This window comes from Vibrio sp. R12-SW3-ISO1 (genome assembly GCF_059834005.1).
In genome coordinates this window covers 22,082-42,414 of sequence record NZ_JCBDGK010000047.1, presented here as the reverse complement: position 1 = coordinate 42,414, position 20,333 = coordinate 22,082, and the positions used below count along the sequence as shown (strand labels likewise).

Genomic DNA, 20,333 nt, shown 5'->3' with positions numbered 1-20,333 from the left:
GTAACAAGGATGTCTGCAGGATTAGTACAAGCAGCTTACATTGTTGCTGCATTATTCTTTATTTTAAGTTTGGCCGGGTTGTCAAAGCAGGAGTCTGCTCGCGCAGGTAACTACTATGGTATCGCTGGTATGTCGATCGCGTTGATCGCCACGATCTTTGGTCCTGAATCGCAAGGCTTTGCGTGGATCATCGTTGCTATGGTGATCGGTGGGGGTATCGGCATCCACTATGCGAAGAAAGTCGAAATGACCGAAATGCCAGAACTAGTAGCAATTTTGCACAGTTTTGTTGGTATGGCGGCAGTATTGGTTGGTTACAACAGCTACCTCGACGCACCAGAGGCAGCAACGCATGCCGAGCACGTTATCCACTTGGTTGAGGTGTTCCTAGGTGTCTTCATTGGTGCGGTTACCTTTACAGGTTCCGTGGTCGCATTTGGTAAGCTGCGCGGTATTGTGTCATCTTCACCGTTAAATCTGCCGCATAAGCACAAAATGAACCTTGCGGCGATTGTGATATCAACGCTTTTGATGGTGCACTTTGTCAACGCTGACGGCAGTATGTTCGCACTGCTTGTGATGACGTTGATTGCGTTTGCGTTTGGTTACCACCTGGTTGCGTCCATCGGCGGGGCGGACATGCCTGTGGTGGTTTCGATGCTCAACTCTTACTCAGGTTGGGCAGCGGCAGCGGCCGGTTTCATGCTCGCCAACGATCTCTTGATTGTCACCGGTGCGCTTGTAGGTTCTTCCGGTGCGATTCTCTCCTACATCATGTGTAAAGCGATGAACCGCTCGTTCATTAGTGTGATCGCCGGTGGTTTTGGTCAAGAAGTGGTGATCTCTGAAGATGTTGAGCAAGGTGAACACCGCGAGACCACAGCAGAAGAAGTGGCCGAGATGCTCAAGAACTCTAAGTCTGTGATCATCACACCAGGATACGGTATGGCCGTTGCTCAAGCGCAGTACCCAGTGCATGAAATTACCGAAAAACTTCGTGCACAAGGTGTGGAGGTGCGATTTGGTATTCACCCTGTTGCTGGCCGACTACCTGGTCATATGAACGTATTGCTCGCGGAAGCGAAAGTTCCTTACGACATCGTATTGGAAATGGATGAAATCAATGACGATTTCTCAGAGACCGATACCGTGCTTGTCATCGGTGCGAACGACACGGTGAACCCAGCCGCGCTGGAAGATCCAAACAGCCCGATCGCTGGCATGCCCGTTTTAGAAGTGTGGAATGCGCAAAACGTGATTGTCTTCAAACGCTCTATGAACACCGGTTACGCTGGCGTTCAGAACCCATTGTTCTTTAAGGAGAACACTCAGATGCTGTTTGGTGATGCGAAAGAGAGTGTCGACGCCATCTCCAAAGCGTTGTAATCTCCCCTCACAGTACGATAAAGCCAGCGTAATGCTGGCTTTATGCGTTTTAGTGGTAATGATTCCTGACATCAATATTACATTTGAAATGTCTATTTTTGTCATAATGGTTTATTCTATTTCTAACTTACTGATTTAATAAATTTTTACAGTGATTAAACCCGTAAACATACTGATAACTGCTTTGATAACTCTGGCCACAAAGAGCGCGTTCGCGAACTCTTTGCCTGAGCGTATCGACACATTTATTGATATGTTTGACCGCTCTGAGGCGGTAGTGAGTTACGACATTCGCGTACTACAGGCCGATTACCCCACACGTTTGCTTACGCCTGAATCTATGCTGCCGCAAACGGCGCATTATCCTCTCAAAGATATTCAGCGCTTGTATGATCTCGCAAGAGACTGTACAGGTAAGCTCCCTCTGAGCCCTTTAGTGACGGAGCCGTTGGTGTTTACCCGTTCTGTATGTAAAGGGAATACCGTGAGCACCAAGTGGTTTGCGCGCAGTGCGCTTATCCATCCTGGCGGCGGAACCTACGCAAGTCGTTATGTGGCACTGCATCCGGAAAAACTGGATGAGCTATCGCAATACATGCACATCAAAGAGCGTCCGCTCGATCCAGAAACGACCTTATTAGGGCGATTGCAGAGAATGGATGAGTCTGCCATGTTGGCACTATTGGCAGGATCCAGCATGTTTTTGGATCGAAATGCACTCTGGCTTCGCAATAATGATGAATATTTGGTGTATCCAGACAATGTTTGGAAAACCTATGTCGATCAGAGTGGTCTAAAAGTAGAGCCGAAATCCACGGCGGTACGTTGTTTCGCACAGCGGGGCAATTTGTGTTGGGATATTGAAGATCAATCAGAGATCTTACGAATCAGCATGGCGGTTTTGGTTGTCGCGAACATTTTGCTGGTACTGGGTTGGTTGACGTATCGCTGGAACACCAAGCGCCAAGAAATGAAAAGCCGTATGCTGATTTTGCAGATCTTAACGCACGAACTGCGTACGCCAATCGCCAGTTTATCCTTGACGGTTGAAGGCTTTCGTCGTGAGTTTGAAAAGCTGCCAGAGTCAGTGTACGACGAATTTCGTCGATTATGTGAAGATTCTAGACGATTGCGCCAACTGGCCGAAGCCAGTAAAGATTATTTGCAATCAGATAACAAACCATTGGCCGCAGATTGGGTACCATCTGTCAGCGAATGGCTTGAGTTCAAATTAGAAGAAGAATTTGGCGACAAAGTTGAGTTCTTAATTAACCAAGATGTCGCGGCAAAGCTTAATGTCTACTGGCTAGGGACTTGCATCGACAACTTAATCCGCAATGCCATTAAATATGGCGTTGCTCCTGTTCAACTTGAGGTTGAAACCTCAGTGGACATGATTACGCTAAAGGTCAAAGACCAAGGCCAGTTAACCCATAAAGACTGGCGCAATTTGCGCAAACCCTTTGTGAGTAAAAGCGGCCTGGGCTTAGGATTAACCATAGTTGAATCGATGGTCGGACGTATGGGCGGAACTATGAACCTCATCGGCCCACCGACAACATTTATATTGGAGATACCCTGTGAAACAGACACTGCTTCTCGTTGAAGACGACAAAAATTTAGCTGACGGCCTACTAGTTAGCCTTGAACAAGCAGGTTACGAATGTTTTCACTCTGAAACCATTGCGGACGTGGCACAGTACTGGGATAAAGCAGACTTGGTGGTGCTTGATCGCCAATTGCCTGATGGTGATTCTGTAGCGCACTTAACCGATTGGAAAAAAATCAAAGATGTTCCAGTGATCTTATTGACGGCTCTGGTAACGGTAAAAGACAAAGTCACAGGTTTAGATGCCGGTGCGAATGACTATTTAACCAAACCTTTCGCTGAAGCGGAACTATTTGCTCGAATTCGTGCGCAGCTGCGCTCTCCGGACGCCGAGGCTCAAGATGACTCGAAAGTGACGACTAGCGACTTGGTGATCGATAAAGCGACCCGTGAAGTTTTCTACAAAGAGGAATCCATCACCTTAACACGTACAGAGTTTGATCTCTTGTTGTTCTTAGCCAGTAACTTAGGCCGCGTGTTTACTCGTGACGAATTGCTTGATCATGTTTGGGGATACAATCATTTTCCTACCACACGTACGGTTGACACACATGTATTGCAGTTACGTCAAAAACTTCCAGGTCTAGAAATCGAGACCTTGCGTGGTGTTGGATACAAAATGAAAGCCTAATATGAAGATACGGGCTCTCTTATGGGGTGCACTCATTGCGAGTGCACCTGCACTCAGCGATACCGCGCCTTGGTTTGAGGACAACACACCGTTGACTCAAGCTCATAAGCATCTACTCAACAATAACTTGTCGGGTATGTTTTCTTCATTGGTGGAAGTTTGGCAACTCGAGTCAACCTCAAATTTATCAAGCCACCTCAATTCGTTACTCCTTCAATCGCTTGAAGTGGACTGTGGAAAAGGCCTAGATACCAATCCCACGCCCTCGTGGATATCCTCGGTTGTCATCCGCCGTACTAACATTGAAAGCCCTGGGCGCGATGCGTTTCGAGCCATCGTCGAAGTGGATTCAGAAAAGCCCATTCGAGATATCGCATTAACCCAGTGGGTATCTCGTAATATATCCACTGACAACACTTTGACTAAGTTACCAGGTAACGAAAGTGGCCTGAGTAAATACATTAAGCGATACAACTTGAACAGTCGTTTACCTATGGGGCTCTATCGATTGGACGTCACTGCTGCCGACCAATCCTCTTGGAGTGCTTGGGTGCTGCTTGGCGAACCCAATGCTGCGATTGATGTTCGTTGGAAATCAAAGGACGAGTGGAGTATCGATCGCACCGCATTACTCAACCCGCACTGCCCATTGCCTAAGCTAGAAACGGGGATTTATGACTATGTGGATGGCAAATACAACCAAATTTGGACAGAGGTACATGTTTCCGATTTTCCGACTGCGCTGAAACCGAATGTCGTGCCAGCAGGTCGTTACGTGTTGGCCGTTTCCATCAATCAACAACGTTGGCAGGGGCCAATAATTGTTGAACAATCCCAAATTATCAGCAAAACCTATGATGTTTCTGTAGAGGAATAGTTAAAGTTCATAGACAATAAGACGATATAAATGAATGGAACTGAAAAGATTTATATCGCTATGGATAATAAAATTAAACTGTTGAGCCTCTCTATTGCTCTGGCTGCCACGTCAGCCTCTGCCGCCAACTATGCCATTGAAGCACGTGGTGATGCCATGGGTGGCGTAGGGGTGGTATCCGCCAATTTTCTCACTGCACCGTTCTACAATCCCGCGCTTACCGCTATTTACCGTCGCAATGATGATGTCGGTATGATCGTGCCTTCTTTTGGTCTCTCGTATAGTGATCAAGATAATATGGTGAATGATCTTGATACAGTGGCGGACCTATTAGAGACCAATGACCCTAGTAGAATTAACGAGTTAGGACAAGCGCTTGATGATCTGCAAGGCGATCAAGCTAAGTTGGAAATGGGTGGCGTAGTAGCATTTGCAATTCCGAATAGTTTTATCGCTGCCAATGTATTCGGCAAGTTATACACCGAGTCGTACGCAACTCCTGATATTGCAACGGATAGTACAGCAGGCACGGAGGAGCAACGTATTTTAGAAAATGCGCAAAATAGCTCTGTCAGTGCTGTTTCTATCGGAGTTGCGGAAGCGGGTATCTCTCTAGCTAAATATCAGACATTTCTCGGACAACACATCGCGTTTGGTGTCTCACCAAAACTGCAGCGTATTTACACATACGTGTATGAAGCATCTCTAGCTGACTACGATATAACAGACGTACGTGAAAACGGAACTGGCGAAACCATGTTCAATATGGATGCAGGTTTCTTGTGGTTCCATGGCCCGTTACGAGCAGGCATCTCTGCGACCAACTTGATCAGTCGCGACATCGAAACTAACGCGACTCCAATCTCTGGGCGTACGTATCAATATCAACTAGGACCGCAATACACCGTCGGTTTTGGTTTAGTCGCCGACTACGCGACAATCAGTGTTGACTACGACCTTAATGAAGACAAACGTTACACCGACTTTGAAGACAATACACAAATGCTCAGAATTGGTGGCGAAATTGATATCATGCGTCAGTTAAAGCTGCGAGCTGGATGGAAACGCAATCTTGCGTATGACAATCAAGATGACACGCTGACAGCAGGTATAGGCATATCGCCATTGAACCTGTTCCAACTCGATATTGGTGCAAGCTACACCAATGAAGATTCTATGGGCGCCTTTATTAATTTCTTAGGTAGTTACTAAAGGCGAGGGTAGCGCTAGCCACCTCGAATAATTCGTACTATAGTCGGGCTCCTATAAAAAGGAGCCTTTTTTATGTTTGATGATTTACCACCGCTGACACACGAAGAGCAGCAAAAAGCCGTAGAGCGGATTCAAGAGCTAATGGCAGGCGGGATGAGTACCGCGCAGGCAATAAAAGTCGTTGCCGATGACATACGCAAAGCCGCAGCAGAAAACAAACAATAACCCACCTAAAGAGAGCCAATGGCTCTCTTTTTTTTGCCTAAAACAAAGTGGTTACAGAAACTGAAAGTTATGTCGAAATCAATAATATCAAGATTAAGTTTATTAATTACAATGGGTTATGTTGGTTTGTTATTCTGCTGTTAACTTCTTCCCGCTTCATGGTGTAATTTAATTACACAACTGAAAGTCGGTCGGTGTAAGCGCTCACTATTGCCAGTTAATCATGCTTCTGGGTGATGCCGTCACTGATGCGGACTTTGACCAACGATGTCGCCTTGTCATTTACAGTAACCTATAAATTTGAATAGTTATTTGGACGCGGGACCTTGGTGACGTTGTAACGTGAGTTGGGCTTAATCAAATACAATCAATACGACGAGAGTTAAACGTGGATGATATTTAAGGTGCTACGGCGTCCAACTAAAGGCGATTTGGTTAGCGCCGTTTTTAAGTCGCGCACAGTATCGTCAACAGAGAAAGTTTGTGCGGACAAAGAAATGGTGTTGGTTTACTTGGCGGCCGATAAAGCCAAGTCGCACGAAGCGTAGGCTTTATGGAATCAGATCGCAAAAAAGTTTAACGGGCTAGGAATTACAAGCGTATCAGGTGCTTATGCGGTGTTTAGCCTTAGCTCAGATGGTCTATTTCAACGTGTTAATGAGTGCGTATTATCTATCTTATGTTAAATATGGTCGTTCAAATATAGGGAGCCACGCTCCCTATTCGATCTTTACGGTTAAATACAGCATTGATTAAACATAACTAAATTTACCATAAAATACCTAATAATCAGTTTGTTAATCTGCGATTACCAAACCGCTTATTACTTAGCATTAACCGCCAGCGAGCTTTACCGTAAAGCCTTTCTTTTCTAGATGGGCTTTGATTTTATCTCGCCCGTCGCCTTGAATCTCAATGTTGCCATCTTTAACTGAACCGCCGCAGCCACACACTTTCTTAAGTTCTGCTGCGAGGAGTTTCAATGGCGCGTCATCCAAATCAAGGCCAGTGACAATACTCACGCCTTTGCCTTTGCGGCCTTTGGTTTGACGTTGAATACGCACAATACCGTCGCCTTTTGGGCGTTGTACTTTCTCTTCATCTGGCTTAATTCGGCCAACTTCTGTTGAATACACTAAAGACATATTACTTCTTCTGTTGCTCTGCTTTTTGTTTCGCGACCAAGTATGCCTCTATGTGCTTCTGAATGGCAAGTTTTCCGCCCTTAAGTAACCTGCCATTGAAAAAACAATACCAAGCGTTGGGTTCGCCTGTATCATTCTTTAGGGTGAAGCCATTAAAATTCTCTTGTGCTGGCTGGCCTGAACCTTCACGTTTCGAGTTGATGGAACTGAACTCGCGGGGATCGATAATGGTCGCAGTATCGCAAAACCAATCAATACTCTTCTTTACCGCCGCCATGCTGCCTTGCAGTTGGTGGTTTTTGATTTGCACTTGCCAAATCTCTGTAGAGTTCCCGGCAGTTTTAAGGTTAAAACCTCGATAAGTCGCTACTGGCATAGTATTTATTGTCTTAGTTATGAGTTAAATTAATGATAATTGTAATTCCTTGTTTATCAAGTATCTCGATATGAGTTTGTGCGTTTTTATAGTGAACCCATGAGAAAAAATGTTCGAATAGTGACCGATAACAGCATGAGACAAACATTGACTCGTGCACTCAACAAACAGACGACAATTCAAGACCTTAACCTTGTTACCGATGGGCAATACTCGCACAATTCCGTCTTGGCGATGAGTAACGATTGGAATCGTTTCTACAACTTTTGTCTTAGTCACCATGTTGTCGCGCTGCCAGCCGCCTCGACAGCGGTACGGTTATTTCTGCAGTCGGAATCGAGAAACAGAAAGTACGCCTCCATTCGTCGTTACAGCGTCACCATAAGTTTAATGCACCGTATATTGGGCTACGACGATCCCGTCAACACCCACTCTGTTCGGCGCTTGATGTCTGAACTTAGCAACGAAAAACGTGGGGATGCAACATCAAGCCATGCCTTTACTAAATCCTCGCTCGATGCGCTAACTGATAAGCTTGAGCGTTCGAATACGCCAATCGATGTTCGAAATTTAGCGATTTATCATGTGATGTTTGAGTGCTTGTTAAAACGTTCAGAGCTCAAATCGCTTACTGTTAACAATGTGACGATTGAGGCATCGCAGGGGATTTTGAGCTTAGACAATGAGTATTATCGATTAAGTATAGGTGCGACAGAAAAGCTCAATCGTTGGTTGATTTTACGTGGTGTGGCTCCCGGTCCTCTTTTTGTCGCAATAGACAAACATGGTCGGTTTGGTACCGCACCTTTGGATGACTCCTCAATATACCGAATCATGCGCTCAGCGAGTGACAAGCTTGGCTTGGCACTGGATTTTTCTGGTCAGTCTTTGCGTGTAGGTGGAGCGATCGAGTTAGCTAAACAAGGTATAAAAACGCGTGAGATTCAGACCTACGGTCGTTGGAGGAGCGCTGCTATGCCCTATTACTATGTTGGTAATACAGTGCGAGCAGCGCATGAAAGGCTCAAATATAAAGTGATCCGCCCTATTGATTGAGTGACGTTGTCACGCAATTGGCGAGAAACTGATGGAATGGCACACCATCGTTGACCACCATCTTAGGGAACATTGAGATTGGGGTCATCCCAGGGAAGGTGTTGACTTCATTAAGGTAAAGCTCACCCTCTTGCGTCAAAAAGAAATCGATCCGAGAGAGATGACGCAGCTTCATGTGGGTAAAGACCTTTTCAGCGTTGAGTCGAATCATCTGTTGTTGCTGCTCGGTGAGATTAGACGCGACAATATCCGTTGTGGAATGGCTCGTTGCGCTGTATTTTTCTTCGTAGCTGTAAAAGGCATCCGCAGGCGCCTTTACTTCACCGGGTAAGGTAATGTGCAGTTGGCCATCCATTTCGTAGGCCGCCACTTCGAGTTCTCGTGGCTTCACGGCTTTTTCGACCAAAACCTGATCGGAAAATGTGAACGCGTCTGCAATCGCTGTACGCAGCTGATCGATATTAGTGACCTTGTAACAACCAACGGAAGAGCCCTGTCTCGCCGCTTTGACAAACACACTACCCCAGTTTTCAAAGGCTTGCTTACTCTGCTGATAAGTTTCTTCTGTGTTTTCTGTGAGAAACAAGTAAGGTGTGTTGGGGATGCCTAATGCGTCGTACCAAAGCTTAGAGGTGATCTTATTGAAGCTGTTGGTGCTCGCCTCAGGTCCACAGCCTAGATAAGGAATCCCTGATAGCTCGAGCATTGATTGAATATCACCCGTTTCCCCTGGGTAACCGTGTATGCACGGTACGACAAAATCGAGCGTGATGGCATCTGTTGCGGTATTTAAGGTGCCTGCATTGGTATCGAGATAGACTAACTCATCATCTTCGGTATGCCAGCCATCAGAGCGCATTTCAACGCGTACGACGTTGAACCCATCCGTCAAGGTAAGTTGTTCTTGCAGGTAATTGGCTGAAACGAGTGAGACTTCGTGCTCAGATGAGCCGCCGCCACAGAGTAATAAGATGTTGGTCGTCATTGATGGTCTTTCCGTAATGCAACAAAGAGGCTTATCCGATCTTAATGAAAACTCGGGAGCGTTTACACGTTTTTCGTCTATTCATATCGAGTTAGTTGGTTAGTTGTTGAATTTCTAAGCGGATAATAAGAAGAGTCATGAAAAAAGGGGCGCTTGGCCCCTTTCATTCTATCAGTTTAGTTTGTTGAGCGTCGGGTACTGAGAGTTCTTAATATCATCGATGCTCTTAACAAATGGCTTGAGTGCTTGCAGTTCGGCTGGTAATTCACTCACTGCTTTTTTGGCATCCGCACGCGTCGCATAATCCCCATAAAGTACGGTGTACCACTTTGTGCCGTTCACGACTTTGTAGTTTTCCCAAATCGGTTGATCACCTTGAGGTAGTTGTCGAGCAAACTGGTCAACTTTCGTTTGTGACCCTACGGCCGCGACTTGAATCGTAAAACCAAAACGTGGATTCATCGCTTTCTGTTTAGCTGTCGGCGGTATGATTGCAACAGCAGGCTTGCTTTGTGGCTGCTTTTTCACCACTTGCTTGCTAGATTCTGGTGACATTTTCACAACATTAGGCTTGACGTTACTTTCGGTCACATCTTTTGCCATGCCCTGCTCAGAGACGACAGGTTTGGCGACAGATGCCGTTTGGTAATCTTCACGGTAGCTCTCTGAGCTGACATCGGTGACGTAATCACTGGATACACAAGCGGAGAGAACGACGGACAGGCCTACTATTGCGATTTTTTTCATGGGATATTCGAATGCCTTAAACTAGAAATTACTGTAAATCATGCCGTTAGATAATCGTATAATCAACCCAACAATGAAATTATATACTAAGACTCTTGTGACACATGACACAAAGTCAGTGAGCAACACAGTGATCTGATTAAAACTACGTCAAACTCACGCAGCGAATGGGTCTAACCTCGGATACCATAAAGAGAGTTAGATTCAAGGAGTGTCACGTTATGTCCAGTATCGCTGCGTTACTCAAGCCCTCGTCAGTCGCCGTCATCGGCGCCTCTTCGCGACCGATGAGAGCGGGCAACATCGTGATGAAAAACCTACTACAAGGTGGGTTTGAGGGCGCAATCATGCCTGTCACACCTCGTTATTCCTCTGTTTGTGGCGTGCTCGCCTACCCGACGATTGATTCGCTGCCGATTGTACCGGACGTCGCGATTTTATGTACTAGTGCGAAGTACAATGTCGAGCTGATACGTCAGCTTGCCGACAAACAAGTCAAGGCCGCGATCATTCTTTCGGCGGACATGCACCTCCCTGATCAAGACGGTATCACTAATCAATCACGCTGTTTAGAGATAGCGCGGGCCGCTGGCATGCGCCTGCTCGGTCCTAATAGCTTGGGCCTCATCCTCCCTTGGCATCATTTTAATGCTTCGTTTTCCCCTGTGATGGCGCAAAAAGGCAAAATCGCATTCATTTCCCAGTCTGCAGCCATGTGCACCACCATTTTGGACTGGGCCAACGACAAAGACATCGGATTTTCGGCATTTATTTCGATTGGCAATGCCAGCGATGTCGATTTTGCCGATCTTCTCGATCACCTCAGCACCGACACCAACACTGATGCGATCTTGCTCTATGTCGATACCATCAAAGATGCCAGGCGGTTTCTTTCTGCCGCGCGTGCGGCGTCACGTAACCGTCGAATACTGGTGCTCAAAGGTGGGCGAACAAAAGCCGGACGTGCTGCTGCAAAAGCACACACTGGCGGCGATGACACGCTTGATATTATCTATGATTCGGCGATTCGACGTACAGGTATGCTGCGCGTCAATAATTCACATGAACTGTTTGCAGCCGTTGAGACATTGACTCACTCCGTCCCTTTGCGCGGCGAACGATTGGCCATCATTACCAATGGCGGTGGCCCAGCGATTATGGCGGTGGATACGCTGCTCGAACGTGGCGGCAAACTTGCGCAGTTGTCTGAAGAAACGATGTTGCGTTTAAGCTCCGCGTTGCCGCCCAGCTGGAGCCAAAGTAACCCCATTGACATGGTTGGCGACGCAGACCATTTGCGCTATGTGAATACGCTTAACGCTTTGATGGATACAGATTGTGCGGACGCCATTTTGATTATGCACAGTCCCTCAGCCGTGGCGGAGTCGGAGCAGACCGCACGAGCGATTGTCGAAGCGGTCAGAGCTCATCCTCGTCATCGACGTTTCAACATTTTGACGAATTGGTCTGGCGAGTTAACCGCCAAACCTGCGCGATTGCTGTTTACCCAAGCGGGCATTCCTACCTATCGTACACCGGAGAGCGCTGTGGTGGCCTTCATGCATTTGGTCGAGTACAGACGAAATCAAAAACAGCTGATGGAAACGCCAACCACCGCAGAACCTATCGAGATCAATGATAGAAATGAAGCAAAAGTATGGATCAATGAGCGCTTAGAGCAACATGATGTCCGCCACCTCGATACTCATCAAATAGGGACATTACTCAAGCACTATGGGTTCAATGTGCTGCCGACATGGCTTGCGTCCGATGCGAGTGAAGCTGTGCATATCGCCGAAAGCATTGGCTATCCTGTTGCGGTAAAGCTTCGCTCACCTGACATTGCGCATAAATCCGATGTACAAGGTGTAATGCTTAATCTAAGAAATAGTCAAGAGGTGGCAAATGCGGCGCAAGCGATACTGGACCGAACGCAGCTTTCTTACCCTTCCGCCAATGTTCATGGTTTGATTGTGCAGGGCATGGCGAAATTGGCCGGCGGTGAAGAGATTCGTATTAAGATCAAACATGACAATACCTTCGGACCAGTAATTCTTATAGGTCAAGGTGGCTCCGAATGGGACGAGGCGATTGACGCGGCCGCCGCTTTACCGCCGTTGAATATGGTGTTGGCGCGTTATCTTATCGTCATTGCGATTAAAAATGGCAAGATACGTCTGCAAAAACTCCCAGAACCGATGAACATACAAGGGCTCTCTGAGTTTTTAGTTCGTTTGTCTCAATTAGTGGTGGATTGCCCTCAAATTCATGAGCTGGATATACATCCAGTACTAGCAAATGGCTCACAATTTACTATCCTCGATGCGGATCTTACATTACGACGCTATCAAGGCGACGCCCAGCAGCGTTTGGCCATTCGACCGTATCCAGTAGAGTATGAAGAGTCGATTACATTGAAAAACGGTGACTCCCTACTCCTTCGTCCAATCTTGCCTGAAGATGAGCCGCTTCATGCGGATTTTATTCACAACGTCAGCAAGGAGGATCTCTACAAACGCTTCTTTACGGATGTGGGTGAATTTAATCATGAAGCGCTGGCGAATCTAACACAAATTGACTATGACCGAGAGATGGCGTTTGTGGCAGTGCGTGAAGAGCAAGGTCAGCCGCAAATCATTGGCGTGTCACGCGCACTAATCAACCATGACAACACCGACGCCGAGTTCGCGATTTTGATCCGTTCCGATCTTAAGGGGATCGGTTTAGGCAAGGTGTTGATGAAAAAGATCATTGATTACTGCCACCATAAGGGCACCAAGCAAATGTCCGGTATGACCATGCCTACCAACCGCGGTATGCTAATGCTGGCGCAAAAACTTGGCTTCACCCTTGATATTCAGTTTGAAGATGGCGTCGCGGATATGGTGTTACCCTTGAATTAAGGAGCCAAGTGTTGAAATCCGTGAGTTGATATTAGATTTTTGCCAGAGACTTCCAGTTTTTCTTCAGGTATTGGATGCACCAAGACTTGGCTTCGCCCATTTTATTGCGCTTCCAAGCTAAGACGATGTCGATGGTGACAGCTTCGGTATCGGTGATCTGTTTGAGTTCCCCTTTTTCAATCAAGCTTTGCGCCAGTTCGGCAGGCAGCGTTCCTATGCCTAGGCCACTGCGCAGAGCATCGACTTTGGCAGCAAAGGTCGTGACGGTTAAACGCGGTTGGCGCTGCATCACATTGATGCTGATCGCCGGTTGCTCTCTTGCTGTATCCGCAATCGCAATAACACGATACTTCTCACGCGCAGACTCATTAAATGCGCCTGAACGTTTGTGTACATAGTGATCACTGGCCGCGACCCAAATCATTTTCATTTCCCCTAAAGTTTCAGCCTTAACGTCATGGGGAAGCGCATCCAGTTTCGGACACACTAACAGGTCAGCTCGACCCGTACTCAATGCCTCCCAACTGCCGGCTAAAATCTCTTCTTGCAGTTTGACTCGAGTTGAACTGACATTGCCAAGCGCATCGACAAGGGGGAAAAAGTTGTGAACAGGAATGATGCCATCGAACGCGAGTGTAATATCGAGCTCCCACCCATTGGCTATCACACTGGCGTCATTGACGAGTTTCTCTGTCGCCGCCAATATCGCCCTACCGCGTTCGAGAATCAGTTTGCCTGCCTCAGTGAAATTCGCTTTGTGCCCAGAGCGATCAAAGATGGTGATATCGAGGTCTTGCTCGAGTTTCTGAATTTGATAGCTCAAAGATGATGGCGCTTTATCCAATTCATTCGCGGCGGCCGCAAAGCTTCCTCTTCGATCAATCGCGTCCAATATGTGTAAGGCTTCTAACGTTATCGGGCTTTGCATCGCTTACATTCCTATAAATGAGAATCATTATTGTGACCTATATCTCACTAATGAAGTCTTGTTTTTACTAGTACGCTGACTATTCTACAAGTTTAAGTTTTTGTTTTATATATGAAATGTTGTTGGGATTCATTCTAATTCCAAAAGTTCAAATCAAAGGTGATATTGATAACGATAGTAATTATCATTTAGATCCAATAAAATTCAGGCCGTTCAACCAAACCTAATGGATTTAAGGTAATCATAAATGTATAAGAAATCACTATTGTCGGCTTCGATTGTTTTAGCCCTAACAACGAGTGCGTATGCACAAGAGTATGCCCTATTTGACGAAGTTGTGGTATCGGCAACGCGTACTGATCAACAGCTTAGTGATGTTGCTGCATCGGTTGCGGTGATCGATAACGACGAAATCGAAAGCAATATGACCACAGGTCTTGAGGATTTGTTCAAGTACACACCGGGTGTGAGTGTACAGACAAACTCACGTCAAGGTGTGCAAGGCATCAACATTCGCGGCATGGAAGGCAACAGAATTCAAGTTTTGGTGGATGGCGTCAACCAAACCAATCAGTTCGCGCCAAGCGGTGGTCAGTCGTACAACTTTATCAACTCCTCACGTATTGATGTAGACACTGACCTGCTAAAATCGGTTGAAGTGGTTAAGGGGGCCGCCTCTTCCCTTTATGGCTCAGGCGCTATCGGTGGGATCGTCGCTTTTCAGACCATCGACCCGAGTGATTTACTGAAAGGTCGAAATTTTGGTGGCCATGCTAAGTTCAATTTCTCATCTTCTGACAATACGTTCAGTGAGTCGATTGCACTTGCCAACAAAACAGGCAATTTAGAAAGTCTCGTCGCCTACACGCGCAGGGATGGGAATGAAGTCGATAACTTTGGCGAGCCTGATGAGCAAGACACCACGGCTAACAGTTTATTGGTTAAGCTTCAATACCAAGCGTCAGATGATCACCGTTTCGAGTTTACGGGTAATATCTTGCACGATACGGTAGACACGCAGTTTATTAGCGACAGCTACAGTGATTACAACGGTGATGATACGACCGACAAGCAGCAGATCGGCATTAAACACATTTGGAATGCAGACGCGTCTATTGCAGACACGGTGACCTGGCAGTTGGATTGGTTGAGCAAAGAAGAAAATGGCGTGACCAATCGTACCTCAAATGGCGGAATGTTCTTACCGACGGCCGGTAACGTGCAGCGTAAAGATTACCTCTATTCGGACGAAGGCTTCCAGTTTGACGCGCAGTTTGATAAAGGATTTAACCTAGGTTCAACGGAGCACTTCCTCGTCTACGGACTGTCGTTTGCCGATAAAGATATCAAAAACATCAATAACGAATACAACTCGATTGATGATGACAAAACGATTTTCTACATTCCTTCTGCCTCTGAACGAAACTACGGCTTATTTATCGAAGATACGATCACCATTGGTCAACTTACGCTGACTCCAGGTGTCCGTTTTGACAGTTTTGAGACAAAACCTGGCGACAGCTCGGAAAACCCAAGTGAAAACCCAGCGTCTGATTACCAAAAGTTCTCCGATTCTGCTCTCACTGGACGTCTAGGTGCGGTGTATGCACTGAATAAGCAGCACAAACTCTTTGCTCAAGTGAGTCAAGGTTTTAGAGCCCCTGATTTCCAAGAGTTGTACTACTCCTATGGCAACCCTAATTATGGCTACATCAATAAACCTAACCCTGATCTTGAGGCAGAGAAGAGTGTCTCGTATGAGTTAGGCTGGCGCCATAACACAGAGAACTCAGCTACAGAGTTGGCCGTGTTCTACAGTGACTACGACAACTTTATCTCTAGCGATACGGTCAGCGGTTCATTTACGCCAGCGGATCCCGCCGTTATTCAATACATCAACATTGATCAAGCAACCATCAAAGGTATAGAGCTCTCAAACACATTCTATTGGGATGAGCAGTTGCCACTTAACGGGATCAGTACGCGTGTTGCCGCGGCTTACACCGAGGGTGAAGATGGAGAAGGTAAACCACTTAACGACGTGACACCATGGAACACTGTGGTTGGCCTCAATTACGACGCACCTGCTGGTACTTGGGGTAGCGCGTTGACTGTCACCTATAACGCGGAGAAGAAAGCCAAAGACATCAACTCTGAAGGCTCAACTCGTGGAGATTACATCGGTATTGATGCCGCGACCATTGTCGACCTAACGGCTTACTACGTACCAATGAAAGATCTGACGCTACGCGCCGGACTCTTCAACGTAACGGACGAAGAGTATTACGAGTGGAATGATGTCAAAGGCTTTGTAGAAGAGGACAAAGATTTCACTCAACCGGGTCGTAACTGGGCAATCACGGCTAAGTACGAATTCTAAATATTGACGACGTCAAAAACAAAAAAGCTCCCTTTTAAATAAAGGGAGCTTTTTTTGGTTTCCAATAAAAGTGAATAAAAAAGGGTTGGAATCCATTAAGCGTTTGAGCTAGCCATCTCTTTCTTAACCATAAGCGCAGCAGCGACGATGAAAGCGACGATTAAACCTAGTTCCATTATGAACCTCGTTGACTTGTTGAAAATACCGAATTTAAACTTCGGTAATTCTAACAGTTTACGTCGTCGTGCAAAGTCCAAATGTTCACTTTTTTGCCAGTTTTATCGACTCAGTTCAAAAAAGCTGCGCTATGATTTATTTTTGACACATAAATCCGTCTTATCTTTGAGATAACACATACCTTTATTACAAATAGTTAACATTGAGCAGTGAGTGCTTGAGACTATAGCTGTCCGAGTTCTGGTTTCACCCACACTGAACTAAAATCAAACCAACCCAACGCGTTACACTGCGCATTTTGCAATGAACCGCATTGATCTTTACTCACTCCCAACCAACAGTGGAACATCGGAATTAACTGCATTCTTTCCACAAGAGACTGCCCTAGTGCTTTAGCGGGAAAAGGCCGGTTTTGATCACTTTGCCAATCCATCACAAGTTGCTGCCAATATTGAAAGTCATCTGACTGGCTCATCGCTTCAATATCGCTATAGCTGAGTAACCAAGCAGCCAATGCATCATCACGATTGTTAGTGATGCCCATCGCTTTAACCCAGATATCCACATCGGCGAGATCAGGTGTCTCGTGCTCATAACGAATGAGGCGAACTGATACCTTGTCTTGTTTGAGAACACGCTCTATACACTTAACCAAAGTCGGAAACATCGGGTGTTGCGATTGGTAGGCAACCGTCACCTCTCGCTCTGTTGAGGGAGCCTCGACAGCGTCGGTTTTTATGTGGTGATACCAACCTGGCTTGAGTCCATGTGCCGGCAGAGCGCCCAACTCGACTAATTTCTCATCAGGAATTTGTTTAAATAAATTGAGCGTGGCTAGGCGGTCATGGAAATAGCTTGCCCATTGTGACTCTTTAGCCAGTCCCGTTTTACGATTGAGGAGTAAAAAGGTACAACCCGGGTCCAGCTCGACATTATCTGTGACACGCTCAATGCCAGTCGCAATTGGCTGTGAAAGGCTCGGAAAAATCATTGAAGAGAGCGCACGCTCAATCACCCATACTTCCACACGATCGAGTAAAGGTCGGTAGCCAAAATACCCATCGTGCGCTTGAAGTACCAGACGTTTGGCATCATTTTGAACCACTTTGAACGGTCCTGTACCAATGGGAAACGCGTCATAATCGTCTTGTTGGTCTCGCTCTGGCAACGTGATCTTCGCACTCGACTCTGCTAACAGAACAGGCAAATGGTAATCAGGCCTAGAAAGGTATACATCAATAGTGTTAGCGTAACGACACTCAACGCATTCGATATGAGAAAAGAGCGTGTTTTGGCTCAATCGGCGCAGGACGGACAAAATGTGCTCAATAGTAAGCAACTCTCCGTTGTGAAAGCGTACCCCGCTACGAATGTAAAAGCGCCAATGCTGCGGTGTCACCAACTCCCAATTGTGCGCAATATCCGGCTCGATACGCTCTTGATCGCCAATTTTAGTTAAACCGCTGAATATCTGCGTGATGATGTGCAGCTCTGAACGGCGAACCCTTTTAGCGGGATTGAGAGTGGATAAGGGGCGATAGTAGGGTAAGCGAATCACCTGCTCACCTTGCTGGTGGACCACGCCTAAGTAGCTTTCAATCACTTGAGCTAACTTAGCGGTATCTTGATCGAGCGCTTTGAGCGCTTGGCTGATTTTTCCCTCATCTAAATATCGGCGAGCTAGAGTTTCGCTGACGTCACTGCGGCTACGTTTGAACACCAACTGGGAGAGCTTGCCGCGCCCCGGTGCTGGGTGCCACTCAAGCCACCCCTCTTCTTCCATTTTATTCAGCACGATTCGCGCATTTCGCCGTGTGCAGAATAAGATCTCTGTGATCTCTTCTAGTTGGACACCACAATCTTTGCCTTGGTAGTGCTCAAATAAAGTTTCGAACTGGACGCGTAATCTTGGGCTACTCATAAAGGGGAAATTCGTTGGTTTTGGATTCCAAACTAGTTTCCTCATTTATGAGCTCACATGCAAGTTTTGATATCTCACCCCAATACCGAGTTCTATGATATTGCGATACCTAATTGCTCAGCAACTTGGGTTAATTGATGGGCGTTATCGAGCGAGATTGACCAGCTAGCTTCAGACGCTCTTACCGCAATCACGTTACCGCCACCATAGAGCATGACGGCGTCCGCTTGGGCTTGCAACGTGACTCTACCCGGCCCTGCTAACTTAATCACCACTTCATTGGGGGTCGCGATGATTTTCCCTAAACTGAACTCAATCAGCATGAGCTTTCGTTCCACGATGTTTCTTAACCGCGATGGTCAAGCGACTGGTGCACACCAGTCGTTGCCTTTCGTCGGTGATATCAATTTGCCACACTTGTGTAGAAACGCCTAAATGCACGGGTCTGGCTGTACCGATGACATGCCCTTCCCGCATCGCGCGAACGTGGTTGGCGTTAATATCAAGTCCAACACAATAGCTTTCGTTATCAACACAGAAGTTTGCGGCCAGTGAACCGAGTGTTTCTGCGAGCACCACTGAAGCGCCGCCATGAAGCATACCGAGTGGTTGGTGGGTAAAATGACACACGGGCATGGTGGCCGTTAGGGAGTCATCACCAAAATCGGTATAGACGATATTGAGATGCTCAATCAGAGTGTTTTTTGAGGTTTGATTGAGTTTTTCCAGATCGATCTCTTTTTTCCATATTTTCATTCTGTGATCCGTCGTAATAAAAAGCGTTGTCGCGCGGTTGGTGCGTAGGAAACAGAGTCGCGTTGTAGCATAATGAAGCGGAATAACTCAAGCGTCATGACTCACAATGCCGACGCTGGCACATTCGTTACCTAGATGGAGAACGTCATGCACATCACTTATAAGCGCGGCTTGTCGCTATCCTTAATCGCTGCAAGCCTCGCGTTGTCTGCCTGTAGTTCATCGCCGACGGGGCGATCACAGCTGATTTTATTTTCCGATCAAGATATGAGCTCGTTAGGTGCCCAGTCGTTTGAACAGATGAAAAGCGAACAGCCGATCAGTACCGATGCCAAAACGAACGCGTACGTGCAGTGCGTTGCCAAAACCATTACGGCTCATGTGCCCAAGCAAGCGGGATTTGACGAGTGGGAAGTGGTGGTATTCGACAGTGACCAAGTCAACGCCTTTGCGCTCCCCGGAGGAAAAATTGGCGTATACACCGGGTTGTTAAACGTCGCGGTCAATCAAGATCAGCTAGCAACGGTGATTGGCCATGAAATTGCGCACGTACTCGCCGATCACAGTAACGAGCGCTTATCTCAATCTCAAATCGCCAATGCAGGCTTACAAATCACCAACATTGCGTTGGGCAGTTCAGAGTATCGCGACATGACAATGGCGGCACTTGGCGTTGGCGTTCAATATGGCGTGCTGTTGCCCTACGGGCGTACCCAAGAATCCGAGGCGGATATCGTTGGGTTAGAATTGATGGCCAAAGCCGGCTTTGACCCTAAACAAAGCGTCGCGCTGTGGCAAAATATGGCGAAAGCCTCCGGGGGCAATACGCCGCCTGAGCTACTCTCGACCCACCCCTCTCACAGTACACGTATTGATGATCTCAGCGCGAAAATGAAAACGCTGCCAGCGAGCAGCGTAAGCAAACCACAATGCTGAGTGTGCATACTCTACACAATGACCAACGGGAGCATGCTCCCGTTGTTTCTACCTAGTTCATGCTGTAAGTGTGATAGCGCGGT

Annotated in this window: 18 protein-coding genes and 1 pseudogene; 11 read left to right on the top strand and 8 right to left on the bottom strand. The window is 46.8% G+C overall.

The window, feature by feature from the left end; translation table 11 throughout:
* The first annotated feature begins 9 nt into the window (after positions 1-9).
* The 7 genes and pseudogenes from pntB to AC6R0R_RS14435 form a co-directional block, all read left to right on the top strand.
* Entirely contained in the window at positions 10-1,386 is a 1,377-nt protein-coding gene (pntB, locus tag AC6R0R_RS14465) for a Re/Si-specific NAD(P)(+) transhydrogenase subunit beta (protein WP_500627180.1), read from the top strand.
* Between the two features lie 175 nt (positions 1,387-1,561).
* The gene (gene vxrA, locus AC6R0R_RS14460) at positions 1,562-2,992 is read left to right on the top strand and encodes a sensor histidine kinase VxrA (protein WP_500627285.1); all 1,431 of its coding nucleotides are present in this window, start codon (positions 1,562-1,564) and stop codon (positions 2,990-2,992) included.
* Positions 2,967-3,626, top strand: coding sequence for a response regulator transcription factor VxrB (gene vxrB / locus AC6R0R_RS14455; protein ID WP_334551881.1), 660 nt, complete (start codon positions 2,967-2,969; stop codon positions 3,624-3,626). The genes vxrA and vxrB overlap by 26 nt, the downstream gene beginning before the upstream one ends.
* A 1-nt stretch (position 3,627) precedes the next feature.
* On the top strand, positions 3,628-4,503 hold the full coding sequence (locus AC6R0R_RS14450) for a DUF2861 family protein (protein WP_500627179.1): 876 nt from the start codon (positions 3,628-3,630) through the stop codon (positions 4,501-4,503).
* 60 nt (positions 4,504-4,563) lie between these two features.
* Complete coding sequence (locus AC6R0R_RS14445) at positions 4,564-5,715, top strand: conjugal transfer protein TraF (protein ID WP_500627284.1); 1,152 nt, start codon at positions 4,564-4,566, stop codon at positions 5,713-5,715.
* A gap of 72 nt (positions 5,716-5,787) precedes the next feature.
* Positions 5,788-5,940, top strand: coding sequence for a YoaH family protein (locus AC6R0R_RS14440; RefSeq protein WP_500627178.1), 153 nt, complete (start codon positions 5,788-5,790; stop codon positions 5,938-5,940).
* A gap of 560 nt (positions 5,941-6,500) precedes the next feature.
* Positions 6,501-6,626, top strand: a pseudogene (locus AC6R0R_RS14435) (DUF3693 domain-containing protein); the annotation flags it as partial.
* A gap of 147 nt (positions 6,627-6,773) precedes the next feature.
* Here AC6R0R_RS14435 and yciH read toward each other — a convergent pair.
* Both yciH and AC6R0R_RS14425 read right to left on the bottom strand, forming a co-directional pair.
* Positions 6,774-7,085, bottom strand: coding sequence for a stress response translation initiation inhibitor YciH (yciH, locus tag AC6R0R_RS14430; RefSeq protein ID WP_500627177.1), 312 nt, complete (start codon positions 7,083-7,085; stop codon positions 6,774-6,776).
* 1 nt (position 7,086) lies between these two features.
* Entirely contained in the window at positions 7,087-7,461 is a 375-nt protein-coding gene (locus AC6R0R_RS14425) for a DUF3319 domain-containing protein (protein WP_487901497.1), read from the bottom strand.
* A gap of 135 nt (positions 7,462-7,596) precedes the next feature.
* Here AC6R0R_RS14425 and AC6R0R_RS14420 point away from each other — a divergent pair, with 135 nt between their 5' ends.
* Positions 7,597-8,517 (top strand): tyrosine-type recombinase/integrase, encoded by a 921-nt coding sequence (locus tag AC6R0R_RS14420; protein WP_500627176.1) that lies wholly within the window; start codon positions 7,597-7,599, stop codon positions 8,515-8,517.
* Here AC6R0R_RS14420 and AC6R0R_RS14415 read toward each other — a convergent pair.
* Entirely contained in the window at positions 8,507-9,502 is a 996-nt protein-coding gene (locus tag AC6R0R_RS14415) for a D-alanine--D-alanine ligase (RefSeq protein ID WP_487901499.1), read from the bottom strand. The two genes, AC6R0R_RS14420 and AC6R0R_RS14415, sit on opposite strands and share 11 nt — an antisense overlap.
* A gap of 171 nt (positions 9,503-9,673) precedes the next feature.
* Positions 9,674-10,249 carry an SPOR domain-containing protein gene (locus tag AC6R0R_RS14410; RefSeq protein WP_334551873.1) on the bottom strand — a complete coding sequence of 192 codons (576 nt, stop codon included), beginning with the start codon at positions 10,247-10,249 and terminating at the stop codon, positions 9,674-9,676.
* Positions 10,250-10,470: 221 nt separating this feature from the next.
* On the opposite strand from AC6R0R_RS14410, the gene AC6R0R_RS14405 reads away from it, so the two are divergent.
* A complete protein-coding gene (locus AC6R0R_RS14405) occupies positions 10,471-13,152 on the top strand; it encodes a bifunctional acetate--CoA ligase family protein/GNAT family N-acetyltransferase (RefSeq protein ID WP_500627175.1) in 2,682 nt (893 codons plus the stop codon).
* 31 nt (positions 13,153-13,183) lie between these two features.
* Here the strand turns inward: AC6R0R_RS14405 and AC6R0R_RS14400 are convergent, their stop codons facing one another.
* Positions 13,184-14,080 carry a LysR family transcriptional regulator gene (locus AC6R0R_RS14400; RefSeq protein WP_500627174.1) on the bottom strand — a complete coding sequence of 299 codons (897 nt, stop codon included), beginning with the start codon at positions 14,078-14,080 and terminating at the stop codon, positions 13,184-13,186.
* 247 nt (positions 14,081-14,327) lie between these two features.
* On the opposite strand from AC6R0R_RS14400, the gene AC6R0R_RS14395 reads away from it, so the two are divergent.
* Positions 14,328-16,460 (top strand): TonB-dependent hemoglobin/transferrin/lactoferrin family receptor, encoded by a 2,133-nt coding sequence (locus AC6R0R_RS14395; protein ID WP_500627173.1) that lies wholly within the window; start codon positions 14,328-14,330, stop codon positions 16,458-16,460.
* A gap of 400 nt (positions 16,461-16,860) precedes the next feature.
* Here the strand turns inward: AC6R0R_RS14395 and AC6R0R_RS14390 are convergent, their stop codons facing one another.
* From AC6R0R_RS14390 to AC6R0R_RS14380, 3 genes are all read right to left on the bottom strand, one after another.
* Positions 16,861-18,558, bottom strand: coding sequence for an SgrR family transcriptional regulator (locus AC6R0R_RS14390; RefSeq protein ID WP_500627172.1), 1,698 nt, complete (start codon positions 18,556-18,558; stop codon positions 16,861-16,863).
* Between the two features lie 92 nt (positions 18,559-18,650).
* Positions 18,651-18,881, bottom strand: a complete 231-nt coding sequence (locus AC6R0R_RS14385) for a DUF3389 family protein (RefSeq protein ID WP_487901547.1) — start codon at positions 18,879-18,881, stop codon at positions 18,651-18,653.
* Positions 18,871-19,314 (bottom strand): hotdog fold thioesterase, encoded by a 444-nt coding sequence (locus AC6R0R_RS14380; RefSeq protein ID WP_500627171.1) that lies wholly within the window; start codon positions 19,312-19,314, stop codon positions 18,871-18,873. Before AC6R0R_RS14380 ends, AC6R0R_RS14385 begins: the two co-directional genes overlap by 11 nt.
* A 147-nt stretch (positions 19,315-19,461) precedes the next feature.
* Here AC6R0R_RS14380 and AC6R0R_RS14375 point away from each other — a divergent pair, with 147 nt between their 5' ends.
* Positions 19,462-20,250 carry a M48 family metallopeptidase gene (locus AC6R0R_RS14375; protein ID WP_487901506.1) on the top strand — a complete coding sequence of 263 codons (789 nt, stop codon included), beginning with the start codon at positions 19,462-19,464 and terminating at the stop codon, positions 20,248-20,250.
* Positions 20,251-20,333: the final 83 nt, after the last annotated feature.

Excerpts from the sequence above, each read along its gene's own strand:
- AC6R0R_RS14380 (WP_500627171.1), bottom strand. The coding sequence starts at position 19,314 with ATGAAAATATGGAAAAAAGAGATCGATCTGGAAAAACTCAATCAAACC.
- pntB (WP_500627180.1), top strand. The coding sequence starts at position 10 with ATGTCTGCAGGATTAGTACAAGCAGCTTACATTGTTGCTGCATTATTC.
- AC6R0R_RS14405 (WP_500627175.1), top strand. The coding sequence starts at position 10,471 with ATGTCCAGTATCGCTGCGTTACTCAAGCCCTCGTCAGTCGCCGTCATC.
- AC6R0R_RS14425 (WP_487901497.1), bottom strand. The coding sequence starts at position 7,461 with ATGCCAGTAGCGACTTATCGAGGTTTTAACCTTAAAACTGCCGGGAAC.
- AC6R0R_RS14375 (WP_487901506.1), top strand. The coding sequence starts at position 19,462 with ATGCACATCACTTATAAGCGCGGCTTGTCGCTATCCTTAATCGCTGCA.
- AC6R0R_RS14410 (WP_334551873.1), bottom strand. The coding sequence starts at position 10,249 with ATGAAAAAAATCGCAATAGTAGGCCTGTCCGTCGTTCTCTCCGCTTGT.
- AC6R0R_RS14445 (WP_500627284.1), top strand. The coding sequence starts at position 4,564 with ATGGATAATAAAATTAAACTGTTGAGCCTCTCTATTGCTCTGGCTGCC.
- yciH (WP_500627177.1), bottom strand. The coding sequence starts at position 7,085 with ATGTCTTTAGTGTATTCAACAGAAGTTGGCCGAATTAAGCCAGATGAA.
- AC6R0R_RS14450 (WP_500627179.1), top strand. The coding sequence starts at position 3,628 with ATGAAGATACGGGCTCTCTTATGGGGTGCACTCATTGCGAGTGCACCT.
- AC6R0R_RS14420 (WP_500627176.1), top strand. The coding sequence starts at position 7,597 with ATGAGACAAACATTGACTCGTGCACTCAACAAACAGACGACAATTCAA.
- AC6R0R_RS14400 (WP_500627174.1), bottom strand. The coding sequence starts at position 14,080 with ATGCAAAGCCCGATAACGTTAGAAGCCTTACACATATTGGACGCGATT.
- AC6R0R_RS14385 (WP_487901547.1), bottom strand. The coding sequence starts at position 18,881 with ATGCTGATTGAGTTCAGTTTAGGGAAAATCATCGCGACCCCCAATGAA.
- AC6R0R_RS14395 (WP_500627173.1), top strand. The coding sequence starts at position 14,328 with ATGTATAAGAAATCACTATTGTCGGCTTCGATTGTTTTAGCCCTAACA.
- AC6R0R_RS14415 (WP_487901499.1), bottom strand. The coding sequence starts at position 9,502 with ATGACGACCAACATCTTATTACTCTGTGGCGGCGGCTCATCTGAGCAC.
- AC6R0R_RS14440 (WP_500627178.1), top strand. The coding sequence starts at position 5,788 with ATGTTTGATGATTTACCACCGCTGACACACGAAGAGCAGCAAAAAGCC.
- AC6R0R_RS14390 (WP_500627172.1), bottom strand. The coding sequence starts at position 18,558 with ATGAGTAGCCCAAGATTACGCGTCCAGTTCGAAACTTTATTTGAGCAC.